15 protein-coding genes and 2 pseudogenes are annotated in these 19,643 nt (G+C 68.2%); 3 read left to right on the plus strand and 14 right to left on the minus strand.

Translation table 11 applies throughout. The features are described from left to right. Positions 1-67 precede the first annotated feature (67 nt). The 3 genes from V1460_RS12540 to V1460_RS12550 all read right to left on the minus strand — a co-directional run bounded on the left by V1460_RS12540 (position 68) and on the right by V1460_RS12550 (position 2,570). On the minus strand, positions 68-682 hold the full coding sequence (locus V1460_RS12540; protein ID WP_338673819.1) for a YdeI/OmpD-associated family protein: 615 nt from the start codon (positions 680-682) through the stop codon (positions 68-70). Between the two features lie 413 nt (positions 683-1,095). After that, complete coding sequence (locus V1460_RS12545; protein WP_338673820.1) at positions 1,096-1,842, minus strand: recombinase family protein; 747 nt, start codon at positions 1,840-1,842, stop codon at positions 1,096-1,098. A gap of 62 nt (positions 1,843-1,904) precedes the next feature. After that, complete coding sequence (locus tag V1460_RS12550; RefSeq protein ID WP_338673821.1) at positions 1,905-2,570, minus strand: recombinase family protein; 666 nt, start codon at positions 2,568-2,570, stop codon at positions 1,905-1,907. 133 nt (positions 2,571-2,703) lie between these two features. On the opposite strand from V1460_RS12550, the gene V1460_RS12555 reads away from it, so the two are divergent. Both V1460_RS12555 and V1460_RS12560 read left to right on the plus strand, forming a co-directional pair. Further along, the gene (locus tag V1460_RS12555; protein ID WP_338678016.1) at positions 2,704-3,870 is read left to right on the plus strand and encodes an RNA ligase family protein; all 1,167 of its coding nucleotides are present in this window, start codon (positions 2,704-2,706) and stop codon (positions 3,868-3,870) included. Next, the gene (locus V1460_RS12560; protein ID WP_338673822.1) at positions 3,867-4,598 is read left to right on the plus strand and encodes a hypothetical protein; all 732 of its coding nucleotides are present in this window, start codon (positions 3,867-3,869) and stop codon (positions 4,596-4,598) included. Before V1460_RS12555 ends, V1460_RS12560 begins: the two co-directional genes overlap by 4 nt. An 80-nt stretch (positions 4,599-4,678) precedes the next feature. Here the strand turns inward: V1460_RS12560 and V1460_RS12565 are convergent. The 4 genes and pseudogenes from V1460_RS12565 to V1460_RS12580 form a co-directional block, all read right to left on the minus strand. Beyond that, positions 4,679-7,805, minus strand: a pseudogene (locus V1460_RS12565) (Tn3 family transposase). 119 nt (positions 7,806-7,924) lie between these two features. Further along, complete coding sequence (locus tag V1460_RS12570) at positions 7,925-8,068, minus strand: hypothetical protein (protein WP_338673823.1); 144 nt, start codon at positions 8,066-8,068, stop codon at positions 7,925-7,927. 225 nt (positions 8,069-8,293) lie between these two features. Then, positions 8,294-8,869 (minus strand): Clp protease N-terminal domain-containing protein, encoded by a 576-nt coding sequence (locus tag V1460_RS12575; RefSeq protein ID WP_338673824.1) that lies wholly within the window; start codon positions 8,867-8,869, stop codon positions 8,294-8,296. Further along, positions 8,870-9,079: a helix-turn-helix domain-containing protein gene (locus V1460_RS12580; protein ID WP_018571396.1), complete on the minus strand. Its 210-nt coding sequence runs from the start codon at positions 9,077-9,079 to the stop codon at positions 8,870-8,872. Between the two features lie 182 nt (positions 9,080-9,261). On the opposite strand from V1460_RS12580, the gene V1460_RS12585 reads away from it, so the two are divergent. After that, on the plus strand, positions 9,262-9,555 hold the full coding sequence (locus V1460_RS12585; protein ID WP_338673825.1) for a hypothetical protein: 294 nt from the start codon (positions 9,262-9,264) through the stop codon (positions 9,553-9,555). Positions 9,556-9,708: 153 nt separating this feature from the next. Here V1460_RS12585 and V1460_RS12590 read toward each other — a convergent pair. The 7 genes and pseudogenes from V1460_RS12590 to V1460_RS12620 all read right to left on the minus strand — a co-directional run. After that, positions 9,709-10,611, minus strand: a pseudogene (locus tag V1460_RS12590) (IS3 family transposase); the annotation flags it as partial. 21 nt (positions 10,612-10,632) lie between these two features. Further along, positions 10,633-12,375: an IS1182 family transposase gene (locus V1460_RS12595; RefSeq protein ID WP_338673826.1), complete on the minus strand. Its 1,743-nt coding sequence runs from the start codon at positions 12,373-12,375 to the stop codon at positions 10,633-10,635. A gap of 67 nt (positions 12,376-12,442) precedes the next feature. Then, a complete protein-coding gene (locus V1460_RS12600; protein ID WP_338678017.1) occupies positions 12,443-12,799 on the minus strand; it encodes a transposase in 357 nt (118 codons plus the stop codon). Further along, positions 12,681-15,956, minus strand: coding sequence for a Tn3 family transposase (locus V1460_RS12605; protein WP_338678018.1), 3,276 nt, complete (start codon positions 15,954-15,956; stop codon positions 12,681-12,683). Before V1460_RS12605 ends, V1460_RS12600 begins: the two co-directional genes overlap by 119 nt. A gap of 168 nt (positions 15,957-16,124) precedes the next feature. Next, complete coding sequence (locus tag V1460_RS12610; protein WP_338673827.1) at positions 16,125-17,705, minus strand: hypothetical protein; 1,581 nt, start codon at positions 17,703-17,705, stop codon at positions 16,125-16,127. A gap of 30 nt (positions 17,706-17,735) precedes the next feature. Then, entirely contained in the window at positions 17,736-18,062 is a 327-nt protein-coding gene (locus V1460_RS12615) for a helix-turn-helix transcriptional regulator (RefSeq protein WP_338673828.1), read from the minus strand. Then, the gene (locus V1460_RS12620; protein ID WP_338673829.1) at positions 18,059-19,138 is read right to left on the minus strand and encodes a tyrosine-type recombinase/integrase; all 1,080 of its coding nucleotides are present in this window, start codon (positions 19,136-19,138) and stop codon (positions 18,059-18,061) included. The genes V1460_RS12615 and V1460_RS12620 overlap by 4 nt, the downstream gene beginning before the upstream one ends. Positions 19,139-19,643: the final 505 nt, after the last annotated feature.

Consider the following 19,643-nt stretch of genomic DNA (forward strand, 5'->3'; position numbering starts at 1 on the left):
ACGAGGCAGGGCATCGAGAACAGTTCCGCTCAATAGGCTGGGTTTGTCCGTTCCGGCAGGAGCCCGGTCACGACGCCGGCGGGTCCGCTGGCCTGGCTCTCTGCGGGTGGATCGTCTCGTGCCGGACCAGCATCGCCACGCACTCGGCGATCTTCCGTGTGCGCGTCTCGGCCCGCTTGACGGCATTGACCCGGTTGATGAGGGCGAAGCGGTTGGTCTTGGTGAGTACCTCGAACATCGCCTGCGCCGCTGGGTCGGCGGCGATCGCGGCTCGCAGGTCGGCCGGGACATCCGCTTCCGATGCCGGCGCATAGGCGGCCGTCCACCGCCCGTCGGCCTTCGCGGCGTCGACCGCGGCGCGGCCGGCGGGCTGCATCAGGCCGGCCGCCTCCAACCGGGCCACGTTGGCGACGTTGCGCTGGGACCAGACGCTGCGGGGTCGGCGCGGGGTGTACCGCCTCCAGGAGCTCTCCTCGTCGCGCTTGCGGGCCTGCCCGTCGATCCAGCCGAAGCACAGTGCCTCGTCGACCGCCTGTTGCCAGGTCAGCGTGGTAACGGTGCCGCCCTTCCTGGTCAGGGCGAGCCACACGCCAGGAGAGGTGGTGTGGTTGTCCAGCAGCCACGCGCGCAGCGCCGCGCCGTCAGCGACGATCAACTCATCCAGCTCGGTTCCGGTCACCACCGCAGGTTATGCCGCAACCCGGTGTGCGACCTGTCGGGGTGACTCGTTGAGCCCGCGGCGTCGATGTCGGCCTGGCTCGCCCTCGCCGACGCCACCGTGAAGAACGGCTGACCTCTCCGGTCGGCTCAACGACCTCGGTGTCCCCACAGCCGCCGTCCAGACCGGAGCGATCCGCCACAGTGGGTCCTGGAGATGCCCGCCCCGTCGTCGACGCCCTCGGCTACCACGACGTCATCGCGACCCGCCTCGCATCCGAGGAACGCACTTGTGAGGATGATCACGAACCGGACGTCACGCGACTACGCCGAAGCCCTGCTGGCCGCCCTCCTCCCGACCCGCCGCCACCGACAGGGGTATCGCCGAGATACGGGTCAAAGGGGCAATGAGTTGATCTTGGCAGTGTCTCCGTCTGTTCAGCTGTCCGGTTCATCCTCAGCGAGGATGCGGTAGACGGTGGCGACCGAGGGCCGCTTGCCCTGGTTCTTGCCCGAGGTGATGACGAGCTTGCGGGCGATCTCGGGGACGGGTGCGCCGTTGGCTCGCAGGCTGCGGGCGTAGTCGGCCATGTCGTCGTCGACGACCTTGGGGCGTCCGCCGTGACGGCCGCGTTCGCGGGCGGATGCCTGGCCTTCGAGGGACTTCTCCCGGATGTATTCGCGCTCGGACTCGGCCATGCCGGCGAAGAAGGCGAAGAGGGCGGCGCCGTGTCCGGAGGGGTCGTAGACCCCTTGGAGGGGGCCGGTGAGGAGTTCGAGCTGGATGTCGTGGTGGCGCAGGTCCTCGGCGATGGCCAGGAGTTCGGCGGCGCCGCGGCCCAGGCGCTTCATCTCGTGCACGGTGAAGATCACCTGTTGGTGGGGGACGGCCTTCTTGATGGTGCGGGCGAAGTCCATCGCCTTGGTGAACTCGGGCCGGACCTTGATCCGGGTGCTGATCTTCTCGGAGAAGACCGGGTCGCACCCGGCTTCCGCCAGGGCGTCGAGTTGGCTCTGGAGTTCTTGCTGGGCGGTGCTGCACCTCGCGTACCCCACTCTTGTGGGTCTCATCGTGGCCTCGGGCGTCGCGGCGTCGATGGCCGGGCCCATCTCCCACGCGCGGCCGGGGCCGCGGTCGGCGGGGGTGCGGACTTCGAGCTCGGCGCGGAGTTGGGGGACGAGCATGAACGGGTGCGAGTAGTTGGCGTACAGAAAGTGCCGCTGAGATTGATCTTGCTGGAGCCGGTCTACTTCGTCGGCGCTCCGATCTGGCGGGGCACGGCGCCAGCGCGTAGCTCGCGCAGGTCGGGGATGTGGTTGTAGAGGGTGCCGGGGGAGACGCCGAGGAGCTTGGCGATCGAGGTGATCGAGCGGCCGGGGTCGGGCAGCAGGTCGCGGGCGGCGCGGATGATCTCCTCGGTGGCGACGCTGGGGCGTCCGCCGACCCGGCCCCGCTCGCGGGCGGCGACCAGGCCCTCGTTGGTGCCGATGACGATGAGTTCGCGGATGAACTCGGCCAGGGCGGCGAAGACGTGGAAGACGAGCCGGCCGCCGGGGGTGGTGGTGTCCAGGTTCTCGTGCAGCGAGGTGAAGCCGATGCCGCGGGTGCGGAGTTCGGCGACCATGTTGATGAGGTCCTGGAGACTGCGGCCGTAGCGGTCCAGGCTCGGGACGACGAGGGTGTCGCCGGGGTCGAGGAAGGCGTGGCACGCCTTCAGCTCGGGACGGAGCGCGTTCTTGCCGGACTTCTTGTCCGCGAAGATCTTCCGGCACCCGGCGGCCGTGAGCGCGTCGAGCTGCCGTTCGAGCTTCTGCCCGCTGGTCGAGACCCGGGCGTATCCAATCTTGATCTCGGTGCGGACGAGCGGCTCGGCGACGAGGAGACCCGGTTCGGTCAATTCGGGGGCGGTCATGACCCCAGATCATGACAGAAAACGGTGGTCGAAGGTTGTTGAACACCCCTGGTTTTTGAAGGGGTTTTTGAAGGCTGCGAGGGGTCCGGGTGGTCGTGCGGGAGGATCTTCAGAAAACGATGGTTTCTTGAAGATGTCGATCCCTGTGTGCCTGCTGCTGCCGCGTGGACAGCCTGCGGGGCTGCACCTGCCAGACAAGTGCGAGCGTGAATCTCTGTTGCCCAGGGCTGGGCGGACGGCGAAGATCCTTCCTGTGTCCGACACTGCGTCTGCGGGTCCCGCGTTGCGGCCGTATCCCAAAATCTCCGCGAGGGAGCGGCTCGGCATGTCCGGAGTCCGGGAGTGGATTGCGGTGGAAAAGGTACATGGGGCCCATTTCGCTATAGTCTGCGACGATGCCGGGGTTCGTCCGGCCAAGCGTCGTGAGCTGCTGGGCGACGATGCGCTGGATGGCTTTTTCGGGGTGAGCCGGGTCTGGCCGGAGCTGTCGGTGGCAGTGGCCCGTTTCGCCTCGGCGTTGCGCAGCGAATGGGGTGATGCTGCGGTGGTGACGGTCTACGGCGAGTTGGCCGGTGGATGCTACCCGCACCCGGACGTTCCTGCCGTTGCCGGAGCCGAGCCGGTGCAGACAGGCGTGTGGTACGCACCCGGCTTGCACTGGCTGCCGTTCGACGCCACGGTCGAAACGGCCGGGGGGCGCTGCTGGATCTCTGACCGTGCCCTGCGCGAAGCCGCGGTGGCCGCCGGGCTTATGTGCGCTCCTGCTCTCGGATGCGGCGTGCTGAACCGGCTCCAGGAGCTGCCCCGTGCCTTCCCTTCCAGGGTCCCGGCCCTGTTCGGGCTTCCTGAACTGGTGGACAACCTTGCCGAGGGCTACGTCCTGAAGCCGGCCGGTGAATGGCGAGAGGCTGATCCTGCCGACGCCGGTACGCGTCCCTTGGTCAAGGTGAAGCAGGAGGCTTTCGCTGAGGATGAGCGCTTCGACGGCGCACGCCCCTACCTGCCACCGCCGCAAGGAGCGGCAGGGGTTCCCGCCTGGCTTCTGGTGCAGGCATCGGCGCTTCTCACTCCCGCTCGCGCGGCCGCCGCGATCAGCAAGCTCGGGCCGAGCACTCCCGTGGAGGCTGTGGCGGAGGAGATCGCCAGGGACGTCGCGGAAGAGCTAGCCGAGGCCCTGGGAGGACTACCGGACGCACTCCTGCACGCTCTGGAACAAGCGCTTCGGCCCGGGGCACGCTCCCTGGCGGTCTTCGACGCCGAGGACCGCCAGTCCTACCGCGCCACCCGGCCAGTCAGATGAGGGCGGCCGATAGCCGCCTCAGCGACGAGGCACGACGGGTAAGAATCATCACCCAGCAGGTGCGGCTGGGGGCCGGGCAGTTTCGGGTGATCCGCCCGGCCGTACCTCTGCACAACGGTGCCCTCTACGACACCGGCCATCACTACGACATCTACGTAGACAAGACGGACGGCCAGCGTATCGGCGCGCTGTGGCTCCTGGCCGCACGGTCTCCACGATCCCTGGTCTATCTACCGATGCGCGCCACCCCGCCCGCCCCCGGGGTGAACGTCGACTGGCATCAGCAGCAGCGCCGGGACCTACCGCTCGACATGGTCCTCTGCCACCACTCCCTGCAGTTCCCACCCTCCCGCTGGAAGCAGATACGCCAGAAGATCACCGCAGGCAATGCCCCTTTCACGCCACAGACCGCCCGGGTGCCAGACACTGACCTGCCTGCCGACGATGACATCGACTACCGGACCATGAACCGCCGTGACAACCACGATGTACTCCGTCAGCGTGTCCACGCCGAGACACTGTTCCTCACCGGGAGCGCCTTGGCGTTCCGGGAGTCAGCCCGCCACTTCTTCACCGTGACGCAGGAAGGCCCCCCTGCCGCCGCTGGTCCTTTGTACATCTCAGGAAGCTGCAACTACCACGTCTGCCGCCAGCTGTACTGGCCGGACCTGGATCTGCGCGAAGGGCAGGACATTCACATCGAGTACTGCCCGTCATGGACGAAGTAGAGTAACTATCTCAACTGGGAAAAACCGTACGGGCGGCGGCCCTTCCGCTGTCCTGTGAGCCTGGACGACACTCTCGCCTCCTATTCCATGTCGTTGGCGTCCTCGGATGCGTTTGGGTCACGCAGCGGACGCATGCCCTGGCCGGTCTTTCTGGCCTGAATGTTGAACCGGTAGCGGCCCAGGAAGTTGATGTGCCGGTCCTTGAGCGGGGAGAGGCGGGCGACGTCCTCATCCTTGATGTCGTGGCCCTCGGCGCGGAGCTGGGTAACGGCGGCGTCCAGGTAGCGGGTGTTCCACAGCACGACGGCGTTGAGGACCAGGCCGAGGGCGGCGAGCTGGTCCTCCTGGCCCTCGCGGTAGGCCTGGCGGATCTGGCCCCGGCCGCCGTGGCAGATCGCGCGGGCCAGACGGTGGCGGGACTCCTGCACGGTCAGCTGCCGGTTCATCAAGCGGCGGTAGGTGTCGTCCACGGGATCGACCAGGGCGAGCAGGTGCATGGTCTTGTCGATCCGCCCGTACTCGGCGAACGCGGCCCCCAGCGGGGTCGGGTGGCCCTCGCGGCCGAACATCCGCAGCAGGTCATAGGCTCGGACCTGGTTCGTGATGAGCGACCCGGCGACGCGGAGCATGTCCGGCCAGTGCGTCTTGATGCGCTTGAGGTTCACCTTGTTGCAGGCAACGGCCTCCAGCGGCCCGTACCCGGCGGCCGGCGCCTCCCCGTCGGGCAGGTCGGCCCGCCAGAACCGCTGGTCGGCCAGGTCGCGGAAGCGCGGGGCGAAGCGGAAGCCGAGCATCTTGTACAGGCCGAAGGCCATGTCGGAGTACGAGGCGTTGTCGGTCGCCACCATCTCCGGCTTCACCCCGCCGTCGAGGTTCAGCAGCGTGTCCAGGGTATAGAGGCTGTCGCGCGGAGTGCCGCGCACGACCATCGCGCCGATCCCGGCGACCTGGTCATTGACGGCGTTGAGCCAGGTCACGCCCCGTTTGTAGCCGTAGTACTTGGGCGAGGGGCCGGTGTTGATGCTCTTGACGGGGACGACGAACCGCAGGCCGTCGACGGAGGCGAGCAGCCCGCCGCCCCACATCTGGGCCAGCTCGATGCGGGACTGGGCGGCAATCAGCGCGGCATTCGCCGCGGCGATGGTGTCGGCGCGCAAATAGTTCTGATCGACGTGGGACAGGCGCGAGCGGGTCAGCGCCTTGATCGTAGGGTCGAGAACGGGGGTCAGGCCGATGTTGCAGCTCTCCACCACCAGCAGCGCGACCAGGGAGACGAGCAGGCCCTCCATGCGAGTACGCCGCTCGAAGACGTGTCCGAAGGCATCCAGGAACCCGGTCCAGGAGTGGACCTCGAACAGCAGGTCCGGCAGGTCGATTCTCGGGAGCATCACCTCCGTGGTGGCCCTGAGCCAGGTCAGCGACTCCGGCTCGCCCACCGCACCGAGCTTGTCCACCGATAGGCGGGCGCGTCCGCCGCCCTCGGGGACGACGATCTCCACCTTCGCCTCGGCGCCGGCCTCCTCCAGACGGTCGGCCATCTGCCGCCACGCCGCGTCCAGCCCCCTGGTGAGCTGGGCAAGGTGCCCCTCGGCGTCCTCGGTGAGGGACAGGCCCGCGAGCACGTCCGCGCGCATCGCCTCCCACCGCGGACCGTCCAGCAACCGGGCGCGCGGGTCCGCCCACCGGTTCGACGGGGAGGCAAACACATCGCGCCGGTTCAGGGCGCGGTGCAGCTGCTCCAGGACGCACACCACGTACGCGTTGCGGTCGACCGCGCCCTGCGGCAGCTTGGCGTTGGAGAACACCGCGCGCTTCCACATCGCCGGCACCAGTTCGGCGTCGATCTCGCGGGGCAGCAGCGGCCGGTCCTTGACCCGGCGCCGGGCCAGCGCGGGCAGGCGACGAACGGCCTTGAGGATACGCCGCCCGGCCGGGGCGGCGCCCAGCGCGTCCGACTCGCCCAGCAGGGACAGGAAGGGGCGCACGGTGTTGTAGCGCAGGGCCAGCTTCTCGCGCATCGCGGCTTCGGCCGAGCCGTCGTCCTCGGGCACCAGGGCCTCGAGGGTCGCCACCGCGCCGGCCACCGCCGTACGCGGCACGGCCTCCTCCACCGCCGCCCACAGCGCGGCGACGTCCAGGTCCGCCTCGTGCTCGGCCACCAGGTCAAGCTCCTCGGTGAGGATCTTCGACGCCTGCGCCAGGATCCGGGCCGCCTTCTCCAGCTGCGGCAGCATCGCGAGCCGCTCGCGGTCCGACGCCCGCCGCGCGGGGCTGATCAGCCGGTTCGCCATCAGCACCGCGAACAGGTCCAGCGCGTCGTCGACCGCCTGCGCCTCCAGCTGGCGCACCACCGCCGTCAGCAGCGCGGTCCGCCGCGGCTCCGGCGCCCGCAGAATCGTCTGCGCCTTGCTGAGCTGTCCGTACCGGGCCAGCGCGGACAGCCGGTTCACCGGCACCCGCGACACGTTCACCCGCCCCAGCGCGAAGGCGGAGATCTCCTCCACCCGCTCCATGGCCCGCACCATCGCCGTGCCCGTCGTCTTCACCGGCGGCGTGCGCAGCCGCTCCAGCTCCGAGACCCGCTTGCCCTCCGGCACCGCCAGCAGCTCCGCCAGCGGGGGCGCGATCGCAGAATCGGCCCTGTTCGCTGTCCGGGCCACACAGGCGCCGCTCGGCCGCCGCACGGGCCTCCGACACCTGCCGGGTCAGCACCGAGACACCGGGAAGCAGCACCCGGTTCTTCCGCAGCCACGTCACCGCGTGGTTGAACAGCGCCACCGGACCCTCGGCGTGCGTCCACGCCCTCCCGTACAGGAAGCTGCGGAACTCCCGCCCCCACTTCCGGTCGGTGAAGTCCCGGTACTTGAACCGCTGCTGGATCTCATCAGCGTGCTCGTACGGCGTCCTGCGACGCTCGGGGTACCGCTTCACACACGAGGCGTCGGCGATGCCGAGCTGCCCGGCCAGGTACTCCACGACCTCCCACGGCACCGCGAGTGGGTCGTCACCAAGGAACCGGCCGACGTAGCGGACCGTGCATATCTGCACCGCCATCCCCAGCCGGTGCGCGTCCGAACGCCTCAGCGCGATCAAATCACGGTCGTCGTCATCGAGGAAGAAGAACCGCTCCAGCTCCGGGCGCGTGGGCACCTCGGTGAACGTCCCGTACGCCTCGGCCTGCTCATCAGTCAGAAACTCCACCGGCACGGCCGGACCGTAGCCATCGCCGACGCCCGCCCGACGATCTTTGCGGGAACCCCAGCGAGGACCCGGGCAAGTGTGCTAGCCGATCAAGATCAATCTCAGCGGCACTTTCTGTACCTCAACTACTCACACCCGATGAAGCGCGGGGTGTGGTACTTCGGGGCGACCTTGCCGCCGCGAGTGCGGCAGGTGCTTCCAGCGGGCACCTCGCAGGTGGGGCAATCGAACTGTTCGACGGCGGTGGCCGGTTCAGCGAGCTGGGGCATGTCGCAGAACCTATCGCGAGGGGCTTTGTGCGAAAGCTGTTTTGCGAGAGGTTGTGAGAACGAGGATCAGGGGCAAACCGGACACGGTCCGGCAGGGGGCTCCGGTCTCTCAGAACTACTCATTTCTGCGAGCACGAAGCGTGAGGGCCGGGAAGCGGCACCCTCGTGGAGATTCCCGTTGGCGCGGAGCTTTCGCCAGCCGCATCCCCGACCTGGCCTCGGCGCTCAACCCGCCTTGGCCGAACCCCCGTTGCCCTGCCCGAGGACCCGCTCCACCCCGTCGAAGGTCACCCCGCACCCGGCGAGCACATCCCGTACGACACCGGGCCGTGCCGTCATCGCGAGGAGCAGGTGTTCGTCGCCGATGGTCTTCTCCTTGCGGGCCAGGACCACCCGCAGGGACTGCTCCAGGATCGTCTTCGCCTCCTTGGTGAACGGCCGGTGCCCCGACCCCGCCCGGCGCAGCCACCCCGCCGGCCGGCCGCCGCGCGCCAACGCACCCTCGCCATGGGCCTCTTCGACCCGCGACACGATCTCGGTGACGTCGATCCCGAGCCCGGCCAGCGCCTCGGCGTCCGCCGCCGAGACCCCACCGCGCCGCCGCGCCTCGTTGAGCCCGCTCATCACAGCCTCACGCCGCACACCCAGGGCCGTCAGCGCGAACGCCCCCTTGGTGTCCTGCGCGTCGAGCAGCGCGAGCAGCAGATGCCCGGGCTCGACCTGCGCGTCACCGCGCTGCTCGGCCCGCCCCACCGCACCCTTGACCACGGCGCGGGCGCCGTCCGTGAACCGCTCGAACATTTACTGCCTCCCGTATTTCTTGTGCACGGCCTGCCTGCTCACCCCGAGCTCGGCGGCGATCTCCTGCCAGGACCAGCCCTGGTTGCGCGCACTGCGCACCTGGACGGCCTCGAGCTGTTCGAGCAGGCGCCGCAGCGCGGCCACCGCCCGCAGCCCGACCCTGGGGTCACGATCCCCCGCCCGCTCGGCGAGATCCGTTGCTTCGGTCATGCTGTCAATCTAGATTGACAGCCACCCGCTTGTCAACCTAGATTGACAGGAGTGGAATCTGCCCCGGGCGAAGATCTCGACCAGGCTCGTGATCAGAGCCCGGCGGTACAGAGAGAAAGCCGCCAGCGGCGGGATTGTGCCCCATGCAGGAACAGCACATAGATCTCGGGAGTTCAACCGCCATGGACAGGGTGTGGCAGGTCATGGGAGGAGCCGTCGCGCTGAGTGCGGCTCTGCTGCTCGCCGACCGTCTCCTGCTGTGGATGGAGCGCCGGGACTGGATCTGTTGGCGTAAGGGGAAGTCTTCGGCGGCCATGGGCGTCGAGTTCTTCCAAGCGGTCATCCCTGGAGCCCAGACCGTCAAGCACTCCCTGGAACAGGAACGCGTACGCAAGAACGTCAGGCCGGCGGAGGGCGTGCTCAGGCGGCCTGACCGAAGCCTTCGGCGGTCACGTTCTCGTCGCGGAGCTGGGTGAAGTCGACGTCCAGCTTCGGGTCGTACACGTCGGGCTGGATGCCGAGCTCGTGCGTGCTGTACTCGCCGAACCGGTTGATGTGCTCGGTCAGGTACGGCGAGATGTGGGCCAGGTCGGGCCTTGACCCCGCGGAGTGGACACCTGTTCGTGTTGTTATGCAGCGAGTGTCAGGGTAGCTGACTGCTGTTCGTAGACGTTCGGTGCCTTTTGTTCGTTCGCCGAGTGCCGTCGCCGGGTGTTGTAGCGGGTGGTCCAGCGGAAGACCGTCAGGCGGCAGTCGTGGGCTCCGTCGAAGCGGCGGGCGCCACGGAGCGTCTCGCGTTTGAGGGCGGCGTTGAACGACTCGGCGAGTGCGTTGTCCGCGCTCGTACCGATCGCGCCCATGGACTGCCGCACTCCCAACTCTGTGCAGAAATGGGCGAATTCGCGGGACGTGTACTGGGCTCCGTGATCGCTGTGGAAGACGGCGCCGGCCAGGCTGCCGCGGGTCGCTTCGGCGGCCCGGAGTGCGTCGGTGACGAGCGAGGTGCGCATGTGGTCGGCGAGCGACCAGCCCACCAGGCGGCGTGAGAAGCAGTCGATCACCGTCGCCAGATACAGGAACTCGCCGTCGCCCACCGGCAGGTAGGTGATGTCCCCGACGTACTTGGTGTTCGGCGCACTCGCGGTGAAGTCACGCCCCAGCAGGTCCGGCACTCGGGTGGCGGACGGCTCGGGCACCGTGGTGACCTGCCGCTTGCGCAGCCGCAGCCCGGCGATGCCGAACTTCCGCATGACCCGTCCGACGCGCTTGTGGTTCACCGGCTCGCCTTCGTCTCGGAGCTCGGCGGTGATGCGGGGGCGGCCGTAGGTGCCGTCCCATTCGGTGTGCACGGCCCTGATCCGCATCGCGAGCGCGGTATCGGCCCGCTCACGCGCGGCACGGGCCTGGCGGCCCGCCCGCCACTTGTAGAAGCTGGAGCGGGCGACCTCCAGCACGTGACACAACCGCTTCACGCTCCAGGCGCGGTGGTGGTCCTCGATGAACTGGAAGCGGCTGGTCACCAGGTCATCTCTGATCCCGCTGGCCAATTCGACTCAAGCGGCGAGTGCGATGCCGAGGCGAGTGAGGTGGCTGGTGCGCTGACGGTCGAGAGGTCTGCCATTCCACCAGGCGTCGAGCCTGATGAGGTTGAGGGCGACGGCGCTGTAGACGTGTTCGAGGTGGGTCTTGGCCAGCCCTCGGTAGCGCGCGCGACGGTTGCCGGTGACGTGGACGGCTTGATGGATGGTTCCCTCGATCCCGGAGCGGAGGGCGTACTTGGCTCGCCAGCCGTCTGTGTCCTGGGAGCCGCGGTGGGCCTCGATCAGATCATGGACCTCGCGAGGGCGGAGTGCGATCTGCCGCCCGTAGCGTTTGCCGACGGCGGTGGTGCAGAGCGTGCGGGTGGGACACGAGTCGCAGTCGGCCGGATCGAAGCGGACCGCGATCATGGCGTCCCCGCGGCGAGTGCAGGGATGCCAGTACTGGCTTACAGCACCTTGCGGGCAGGTGACCTGGCGGTTGTCCCAGTCCACGATGAAGTCCTCGCGACGGTAGCCGAGGTTCTCCCGCTGCTGCCGTGACACGTCGGCCATCAGTGGCGTGACCATGGTCACACCGAAATCCTTCCGCGCGTCAACGACCATGGCCGCGCTGGCGTATCCGGAGTCGAGGTAGTGCTCGCCGGGAAGCACATCGCGTCGTCGCAGTGCCTGATGGACTGGCTCAACGAGTCGGATGTCCGGCACGGTCGCTTCGGTGGTCTCCACGTGGGTGATCAGGTTGGGGACCGCGGCCACGGTCTGCGGTTTCCCGCGCGCTGTGGTCGAGTCGGCGGTGGGTTCCAGGCAGGTCTCGCTGACGTGCAGTTTGTAGCCGACCCAGAACTTCTCGTCCTTCACGCCGTAGCGGGCATCGAGATCGTACGGAGAGGTCAGTCGCGATCTGCCGGGCGGCAGACCTTCCGCGTCCGCCTCCCGCCGCTTGACCACCTCCCGGCCATCATGATCGGTCACCACCAGGTAGTTCTGCACCAAGATCTGTCGCAGAGCCTGCACCGCGGGCATTTCTCGAAGCCATCCCGGCGAGCCGACGCAGTAGACAGCCTGCAGCAGACCCAACCCGTCCCTGCCGAATTCGAGCGCCATCGCCGCACGCTTGGCCTTCGACGACGGCGGACGCCACGATTCATCGACCTTGCGTCCGTAACGCAGTTCCCACGACGGAACGTCCACCACGGCGGCGAGCCAGCCCGGAGCTGCGGCGGAGAGTGCCGCCAGCGCCGCCCGCACGGCCTCTCCGGCCAGCTCCAGCCGGTTCAACTCCCGCACCGCAGCCACCACCTGCGTGGAGTCGGTCCGCTGTTTTCCTCCCGCCTTGACCAGCCCTTCTACCCGGAGACGGGCCACCAGCAGATCCAGAACCCGCTCCTCAAGGCCGTGTTCGACCAGGCGCGTGCGGAACTCCGAGAGGACCGAGGCGTCGAACCCGGGCTCGTCAAGCCCCAGGCCCAGGCAGTACTTCCAGGAGATGTCGAAACGAACCCGATGGGCCGCGGCCCGGTCCGAGAGGTTCTCCGCCATCTGTAACACCGTCACCATGGCGAGTCGTCCCGGTGACCACCCGGGCCGCCCACGTGTGCCGAACGCCTCGGTGAACTCCGCGTCCGCGAACAACTCTCCGAGTTTGTCCCGTACGCGCATCGCCAGCGGCACCTCACCCCGACGCGCGGCCAGCCGGGCCACACGCGCGGTGTCCTCCGGTACCTCCGGCCAAGGCTTCGGCTGCACGGACACCATGACTCCCATGCGGCCGGGGACGACAAGACGACCGCACCGTGCCCGAACGCTCCGAAGGCCCTGAAGGTCACGGCCCGGAATTGGCCAGCGGGATCATCTCTTGTGCGAAAAACTTCGTCGCCTTGCGGAGAATGTCCCGTTCGGTGGCGAGTTTCTGCATCTCCTTGCGGGCTGCCGCCAGCTCCCGGCGCAGGGCCTCGTTCTCGGCCTGAAGCTCCTCGGCCGTCGGCGGGGAATCCACCGTGCTCTTCTCCGTGCTCGTCGTGCTGCCCCCGCCGCGGCGGGCCCGTTCGGCCCGCACCCAGTTACGCAGCGTCTCGCGGCTGATCCCCAGATCTTTGCCGATGCCCTCGAAGGTGTGGCTCGGGTCCGACAGGTACAGCGCGACAGCGTCCGCCTTGAACTCGGGCGAGTAGACCTTCATCACCATAAAAGATGCCTCCTACCCGGCCCCTGGCGGGGCCGGGCTCAGAGGTGTCCACCACTCGGGGACAGGTCCCGTCCTCTGGCTCGATCGTCCAGCCCTCTTCCAGCAGTTGCCGCACGATCTCAGCGATGTCCAGGGTGTTGTGGAAGATGACCGCGTTGGTGAGCAGGGCGTTGAACTTCATCGCCTTCTCCTGCTCGACCGGGTCGTTGTCCGCGATGATGCTGCGGTTGCCGAAGCCGATCCACTGCGAGAAGCCGTTGAATGCTTCGGTCTTGTTCGTCGCCGCGGTCACCCGTCGGCGAAGCGCCGGATCGGAGAGGTAGCGCAGCAGCTGGACGGTGCGGATCACGCGGCCGACCTCGCGGAAGGCGGCGTAGGTGGCGTTCTTCTTGGAGCCCGAACGCAGTCGCTTGAGCAGCGTGGATGAGGAGATGGCCCCCTCGCGTACGGAGACCGCGACTTTCATCAGGTGGCGGAACTGGGACTCGATGAGGTCCCAGTCGATGACGTTCTTGCCGCTCTCGCCGAACAGCGCGTCGATGTGCACGTACTCGGTGGTCTTGCTGGGCCGGTAGAAGGTAAGGCCCTTCCAGTTCCTGATCCTGGGCATGAGGTCGAAGCCCAGCAGGTGCGCGAGCGCGAACACCGGCTGGGACTGGCCCTGGGTGTCCGCGTGCACGGTGGTCGGCTTCACCTCGGAGGAGTTCTTCAGCAGGCCCTTGATGATGTAGACGGCCTCCCACACCCCGCACGGGATGAAGTGCGTGAACAGTGCGACGTAGGTGTCGGAGATGTGGTGGTAGGCGATTCCGCCCGGCTTGCCGTACCGGACGGACGTCTCGGCGAGCAGGTTGTCGAGGTAGGTGTCCATGTGGGTGCCGTCGGCGGCCACCGTGGTGCCGTCGCCCCACGCCTGGGAGATGTCCAGGCGGGCGTGCGCGTTGACCAGGTCGGCGATCGCCTCGTTCAGCAGCACGATGGAGAAGTGCCGGTTCGCCGTGTACGCCAGCTCGTGGCCGGAGACTCCGGGGATGTGCCGGGCGGCCTCGTACGGGCCCATGTTGGTGCCCTTGACGAAGGTCGTGATGACGTAGCGGCCGAAGGGGTCCTCCAGCTTCGGCTCGTTGCCGGACGCCGGGCCGAAGCGCTGCCACCAGTCCACCCAGTACGCGGTCCTCGCCACGATCCCCATCAGCGAGCGCTCCGGCATCCGGGCCTTGATCTCCTGCTCCAGTCGCCTCGCCGAGGGCCGCTGTCCCTCCGAGCGGTGCGGCTTCAGCGACGGGATACCGGTCTCGGGATCGATGACCAGGCCCTCGTTGTCCGGGTACCCAGCGTCCGCCGCCGCGGAGGCCGCGGTGAGCTTGTCCTCCAGCTGCCGACGGAAGCAGGCTGCGTCGAACCCGTCGGTCTCGCCCTCCTCGCACAGGCCGACCTCGACCAGGTAGGAGCCCAGCTTCTCCTTCACGACCTCCCAGTCCAGCAGCTGCTTGGACCAGTCCGCGTACTCCTCCGAGCCGACCACCGCGACATCGCCGGTGCGCAGTTCCTCGGCGAGCGCGGTGAAGACCATCGCCTCGAAGTGCTTGCGTACGAACTGCCCCGTACGGGTCTTGTCGACCACGGCCTTGCGCCAGTTCTGCGTGGCGAAGGAGATGTCCACCTCCTTGCCCTCCTCGTCGAAGGCGGTGATGTACTCGCCGCGGGCACTCTGGTGCCGCTGAGCGTGCGTGAGCGCGTCCAGCACCGTCCGGTCGTCCGATGTGGCGGTGATTTCCAGCTTCTCGGCCAGGTCGAACATGACCGCGCGGTCCCGGCCGATCTGCCCGTACAGCAGGACCTCCCAGAAGTTGCCGTGATGGGCGGAGACCTTCTCGATCTGCTTGTATTGCTGGTCGAACCCGCCGAGTTCCTCCACCGCCTTCGTGACGGCGCCGAGCCCGCCGGCCTGCACCAGCAGGGCCTTGGCCATCGCCAGGACTGCCGGGGAGACCTTCCCACCCAGCCGCTGGGCGACCTCGTCCACCGGCGCCTCGTCGTCCAGGCCGTCCAGGGCATGGCGGATCTCGGCGGTCATGGCCGCGGCCTTCTCAACGGCCTGGTGGGCGGGGCCACCGTCGTCGATGTTCTTGAGCACCGTGCGGTAGTTCCCGATCAGGGCCTCAACGATCTCCCGCTCGGCGAGCCGGATCTCCTCCAGCTCCTCCTTGGCTTTCTTGATCTTCGTCGCGACGCGCTTGCAGAACATCGTCGCCAGGTCGTCCCGGACCCGCATCCTCGCCTTGTGCGTCAGGCACGCGATCAGCGCGATCTGTTTGATCGGCGCGTAGTCACGCAGTTCCGAGGCGTCCGCCGCGTCCGCCTCCCCGGCGAAGTCGGTGACCTTCCCCGTGGCGACCGACTCCATCCACACCGAGGTGTCGCCGAGCTCGTCCAGCCAGTCCAGGCGCTTGGCCAGGTACTTGAAATGCGACCAGGTCGGCCCCTTGGAGGGCTTCTTCAGCCGGTTGAACAACGTAGTGCCGTCCGAGTCGCGCTCCTCCAGCAGCCGCAGCAGCTCGGCCCGCTGAAGCGGGCTCATGCGGTCGTGAATGCCCGCGCAGATCGAGGCGTTGACCTCGGTGCGAATCTTCGAGGCCATCTTGTCGAAGGTGGAGAACCCAGGCAGTTCCAGCCCGGCCTCCACGACCTTCTCCAGAGCGATGTTGATGAGATCCGCCGGCCGGTTCTTCGCTTCGGCCTCCTTGCGGATCGACCACTCGGCGATCCGCCGGGCCTCGCCCTGGTCGTACGTCACGCCGACCCTCTTGCGCACCAGGCCCCGGTGGTGCTTGGCGGTCCGCTCCGCCCGGTACACCGGCAGCGTGCCCTCCGGCAGCTCCACCTGCCGTTGTACGAACTCCACCACCTGCTCCGGCACGTCCTCCAGCGCGGGAAAGCAGCCCATGCGCTGGTACGCCTTCAGCATCAGCAGCAGGGCCAACAGATGCTCGTCACCATCCGTGGCATCGGCCGCCCACTGAAGCTCATCGCGAGTCGGCGAGAAGAACAGATGCAGCTCATGCGCGGTGATCAGCCGCTTGAACCGCGGATACGCGGTCCGCTCGATCGAGGTCACATTCCCGCCCCGGGCCCAGACGACGCTCAACATCACCACCAACGACACTGAGCCGAATGGGTGACGGGCGACGGGCGCTCAGGGCCTCAAGATCAACTCATTGCCCCTTTGACCCGTATCTCGGCGATACCCCCGGACCCCCGCGAGTTCGCGGAAACTGAAGGTTCTTCAGCGGGAACCCGAGGGTCCGATGGCCTGGTGTTAGGGGGTGGACCCGTGGGTTCGTGGTGAAGTGGCGGGGTCGGTTTCCAGCGGCCGTTCCAGGATGGCGCGGGCGGAGTTCGCGTAGCGGATCGCGGTCTTCTCGTCCAGGCCGAAGACCTCGGCGAGGTGGAGGGCGTCGGGGCCGTGGGCAAGGGCTTCTTCGAGTTGCCGGTCGACGCGGAGCTGTTCCAGGGTGGCGGCCTGGCCGCGAAGCGGTGCGGTGAGGGAGACCTGGCTCACCGGTCCGGTTCCCAGGGCAGTGATCTTGTTGATCAGCAGGTGCGGGTTGACGGTGTCGGGCCAGCGGCGCCGACGGAACTCCAGCCACTCGCGGGCGACACGCAGTGTGAGGTCGTCCAGCCGTCGGGAACGGCCGTCGATGGTGAGCTTCCGGTTGCCGATGTCGAGGTCGTCGAGCTGGAGGCGGCGGATGGCCCCGGACCGTGCCGCGTGCACTGCGGCGAGGGCGAGGACCAGGCGGTCCGCCGGCTTGGTGACCGCCGCGACCGAGTTGTCGATGTGCTCGGGATCCAAGGGCTGGATGATGCCGCTCTCGCGCTGTCCGACGCGGATGCGGCCGGTCGGGTTCTTGAAGATGGTGCCGCTCTTCTTGGCCCGACCGAACAAGGACCGCAGCACGATGAGGGTGTGCTGACGCTGACTGCCGTGCAGGGCATCGAGCTGGGCGAGGACATCGTCTCGGGTCACCTCACGCAAGTGGTCGTAGCGGCCGGACCAGTCGATCAGCACGGGCCGGACGCGGTTGAGGTAGTTCCAGACCGTGGCCTCGTCCCGGGGCTGGGAGCGAGGGCCGCCGTCGTGCAGGAGCCGGATCCAGTGCTCGACGTCGCGGCGGATGCCGGGGGCGATGCCGTCGAGCTTGCGCTGGAGCCAGTGCTCGAACGACGGTGTCCGGTCGTCGAGGAAGACCCCGACGTGATCGAGGACCTCGATGGTCAGCTCCATGTTCAGCCGACGTGGCCGCAGGGCTGGATAGAGCTCGGAATGGCGCACGACATCGTCGCCGATGTGCCGGGACATCAAGATGATCAGGGCTCGGTCGACGCCGAAGCGGACCTTGCGAGGCCACCCGCGGACCTCGCCGAGGCGGTGGGCGGTGTGCCTCGCCCAGGCGAGCCAGGGATTGTCCGGGCCCGTGTGCTGGTCGGGGTCGATACGGGTGAAGTCGCGGCAGACATCGAACAGAGCGGGCTGGAGCCAGCCACCGGGCGGTGACGCCGGAGGGGGATCAGGCCTGCGGGGGCGTCCCCGCCGCTCGTACTTCGGCTGCCGGGCTCGCGGGACCCGCTCCCACAACGGGGCCATGTGCGCGAAGAACAGCTGGTGATGCCGCAGCTCCGGCAGCAACGACTCCGCCCTGGCCCCGGCGGCCGCGGCATCCGTACGCGCCTGGCACCAGCACAGCCGGCAGTACCCCTTCCGCAGCGGGCCGTATCCCGCGCAACCGACGCATCGGCCGTCCGAACCGGGACGGGCGAAGGAGGAGCACCCTCCGCAGCGCCGCATGAACAGCAGTCCCCAGCCCAGGCAGTGCGGACAACTCTTCGGCTCCAGCATGGAGTTACCGCCCTCGCACCAACCGCGTCGTCACCGCGGCGGCAACGACCGGCCGTCCCGCCGCCGCGGGACCACCGCCGGGGCGGGGGCGCCGACAGCGGCAGCCTGCTGGCCGGCCTCCTCGCCGGGGCGGGCGACCTTGTCCGGCTCGGGGATCAGCAGGTCGCCGATCTCGCAGCCGAGGACGACACAGATGACGTCCAGGTCCTCCAGCTTGAGGGAGACCGGCTGGCCGGACCACAGCCCGGACATCTTCCCCGCCGAGATCACCAACCCGTGTTCGGCCAGGCCCCGTTGGAGCTCAGACGCCTTCCAGATACCCTTGTTCGCGGCGGTCAGCCGCAGGTTCCACCTCATCGGATCAGTCCTTCCAGCCGCTTCGCGGCCCGCTGGGTCCCGGCGGCCCAGGCGTCCTCGACCCGGGTCTGCTGGACGTGGACGTACCGCATCGTCGTGGCGATCCAGGAATGTCCCAAAACCTCCTGAATCGCCAGTAGGTCCAGCCCGTTCTCATAGAGCTGGGACGCGCAAAAGTGCCGCAGGACATGGGGTGTCAGCCGCTCGCCCCAGCCCGGCAGATGCGCCTTGGCCGCGTTCTTGAGCCCGCTCCGCAGGGCATCGTCGCCCACTCGGTGCGCCGTTCCGTCTGCGTTCTTGCGCTCGGAGGGGAACAGCGGGGCGCCGGGACGGGTGTGATCGTCGTCGAACTGACCCCAGACATCCTCGATGAACCACCGCAGCGTGCGGTCGGCGCCGTTGATCAGCGGTACCATCCGCTCACGCGGGCCCGAGCCGCGGGCGCCCTTGCCGTGACGCACGTGGAGCTTGCCGAAGCGGCCCAGGTTCCACTTGACGTCGTCCAGGTCGAGTTTGCACGCCTCGCTGACCCGCAGGCCGACCTGGGACATCACCTTCGCCGCGGTGTAGTTCCGGGCGGTCGGGGTGAACTTGCGGCAAGTGGCGAGCTCGCCGCCCCAGCCGGTGAACAGGGTCCCGACTTCCGGCTCGCTCGGCGGGATCCGAAGTGCCGCGTCCTTGGCCCCGCGCGGCCGGTTCATCTCGTCGATCGGGCACTCGACCACCCGACCGGTCATGCGGTGGAGCTCGACCTTGTGCCGCAGCTCCAGGAACATGAAGTACGTGGTCAGCGCCTGCGACCTGGCCAGGCGGGTGCCGCTGGGTGAGTTCCGCAGGACCTTCCCGAAGTATGCGTCGGCGTCGCCGGGCTCCATGTCCCACAGCGGCCGGCCGAACCAGGTCCGGATCTGCTCCAGGTGCCCGACGTCGCCGCGGATGGTGCCGTCCGCCAGCCCCGCCGAGGCCCGCGCGAGGACGAACCCGGACAGCACGTCGGTCTCGAACCGCTCCAGTTCCTCCGCCGACGCGGGCGCCCAGTGCTCACGCAGGTCCCGTACGACTGCCAGCGCCGCCAACCCGAGCCCCCTCGCCTTCGGCCCGACTGCGGATCAGTCGGACGAGGTGAGAACGCTTCAAGAATCACGAAGTTACGTCACAAGGTCACAGAGCACTCGAAGGAGGAAGAACCCCCTGGCCACGGGGGCAAGAGCTCAGCGGGGCTCAGGGGAACTCGCGGGATGTCGCACAACAGTGCCAACGCATCAAGAAGCCGTCCAAGAACACCTTCGAGGTCAGAAAACGCGACCAGCCCCGCACTCCCAGTAACGTCCACTACACACTCAGAGTCACCAAGCACCCCACCCGACCTGCACGAACTCGCTAACTCACCGGCATTGCAGCTCAGAAGGCACTTTCGCATTACCGGACAGAACCCGGCACCGCACCAAGTGAAACGGCGAGGCTAAGTTTCTGATCAAATAGCCGCATGGGCGTACAGTGAAGGCATGGTCGAGTCTGGCTGCTGCGCGTTCTTCTGCTCCTAAGGGCTGTCCCGTAATCCGCGGTGCATCAGCGCACGGC

It is taken from the genome of Streptomyces sp. SCSIO 30461 (assembly GCF_037023745.1).
Taxonomy (GTDB): Bacteria; Actinomycetota; Actinomycetes; order Streptomycetales; family Streptomycetaceae; genus Streptomyces.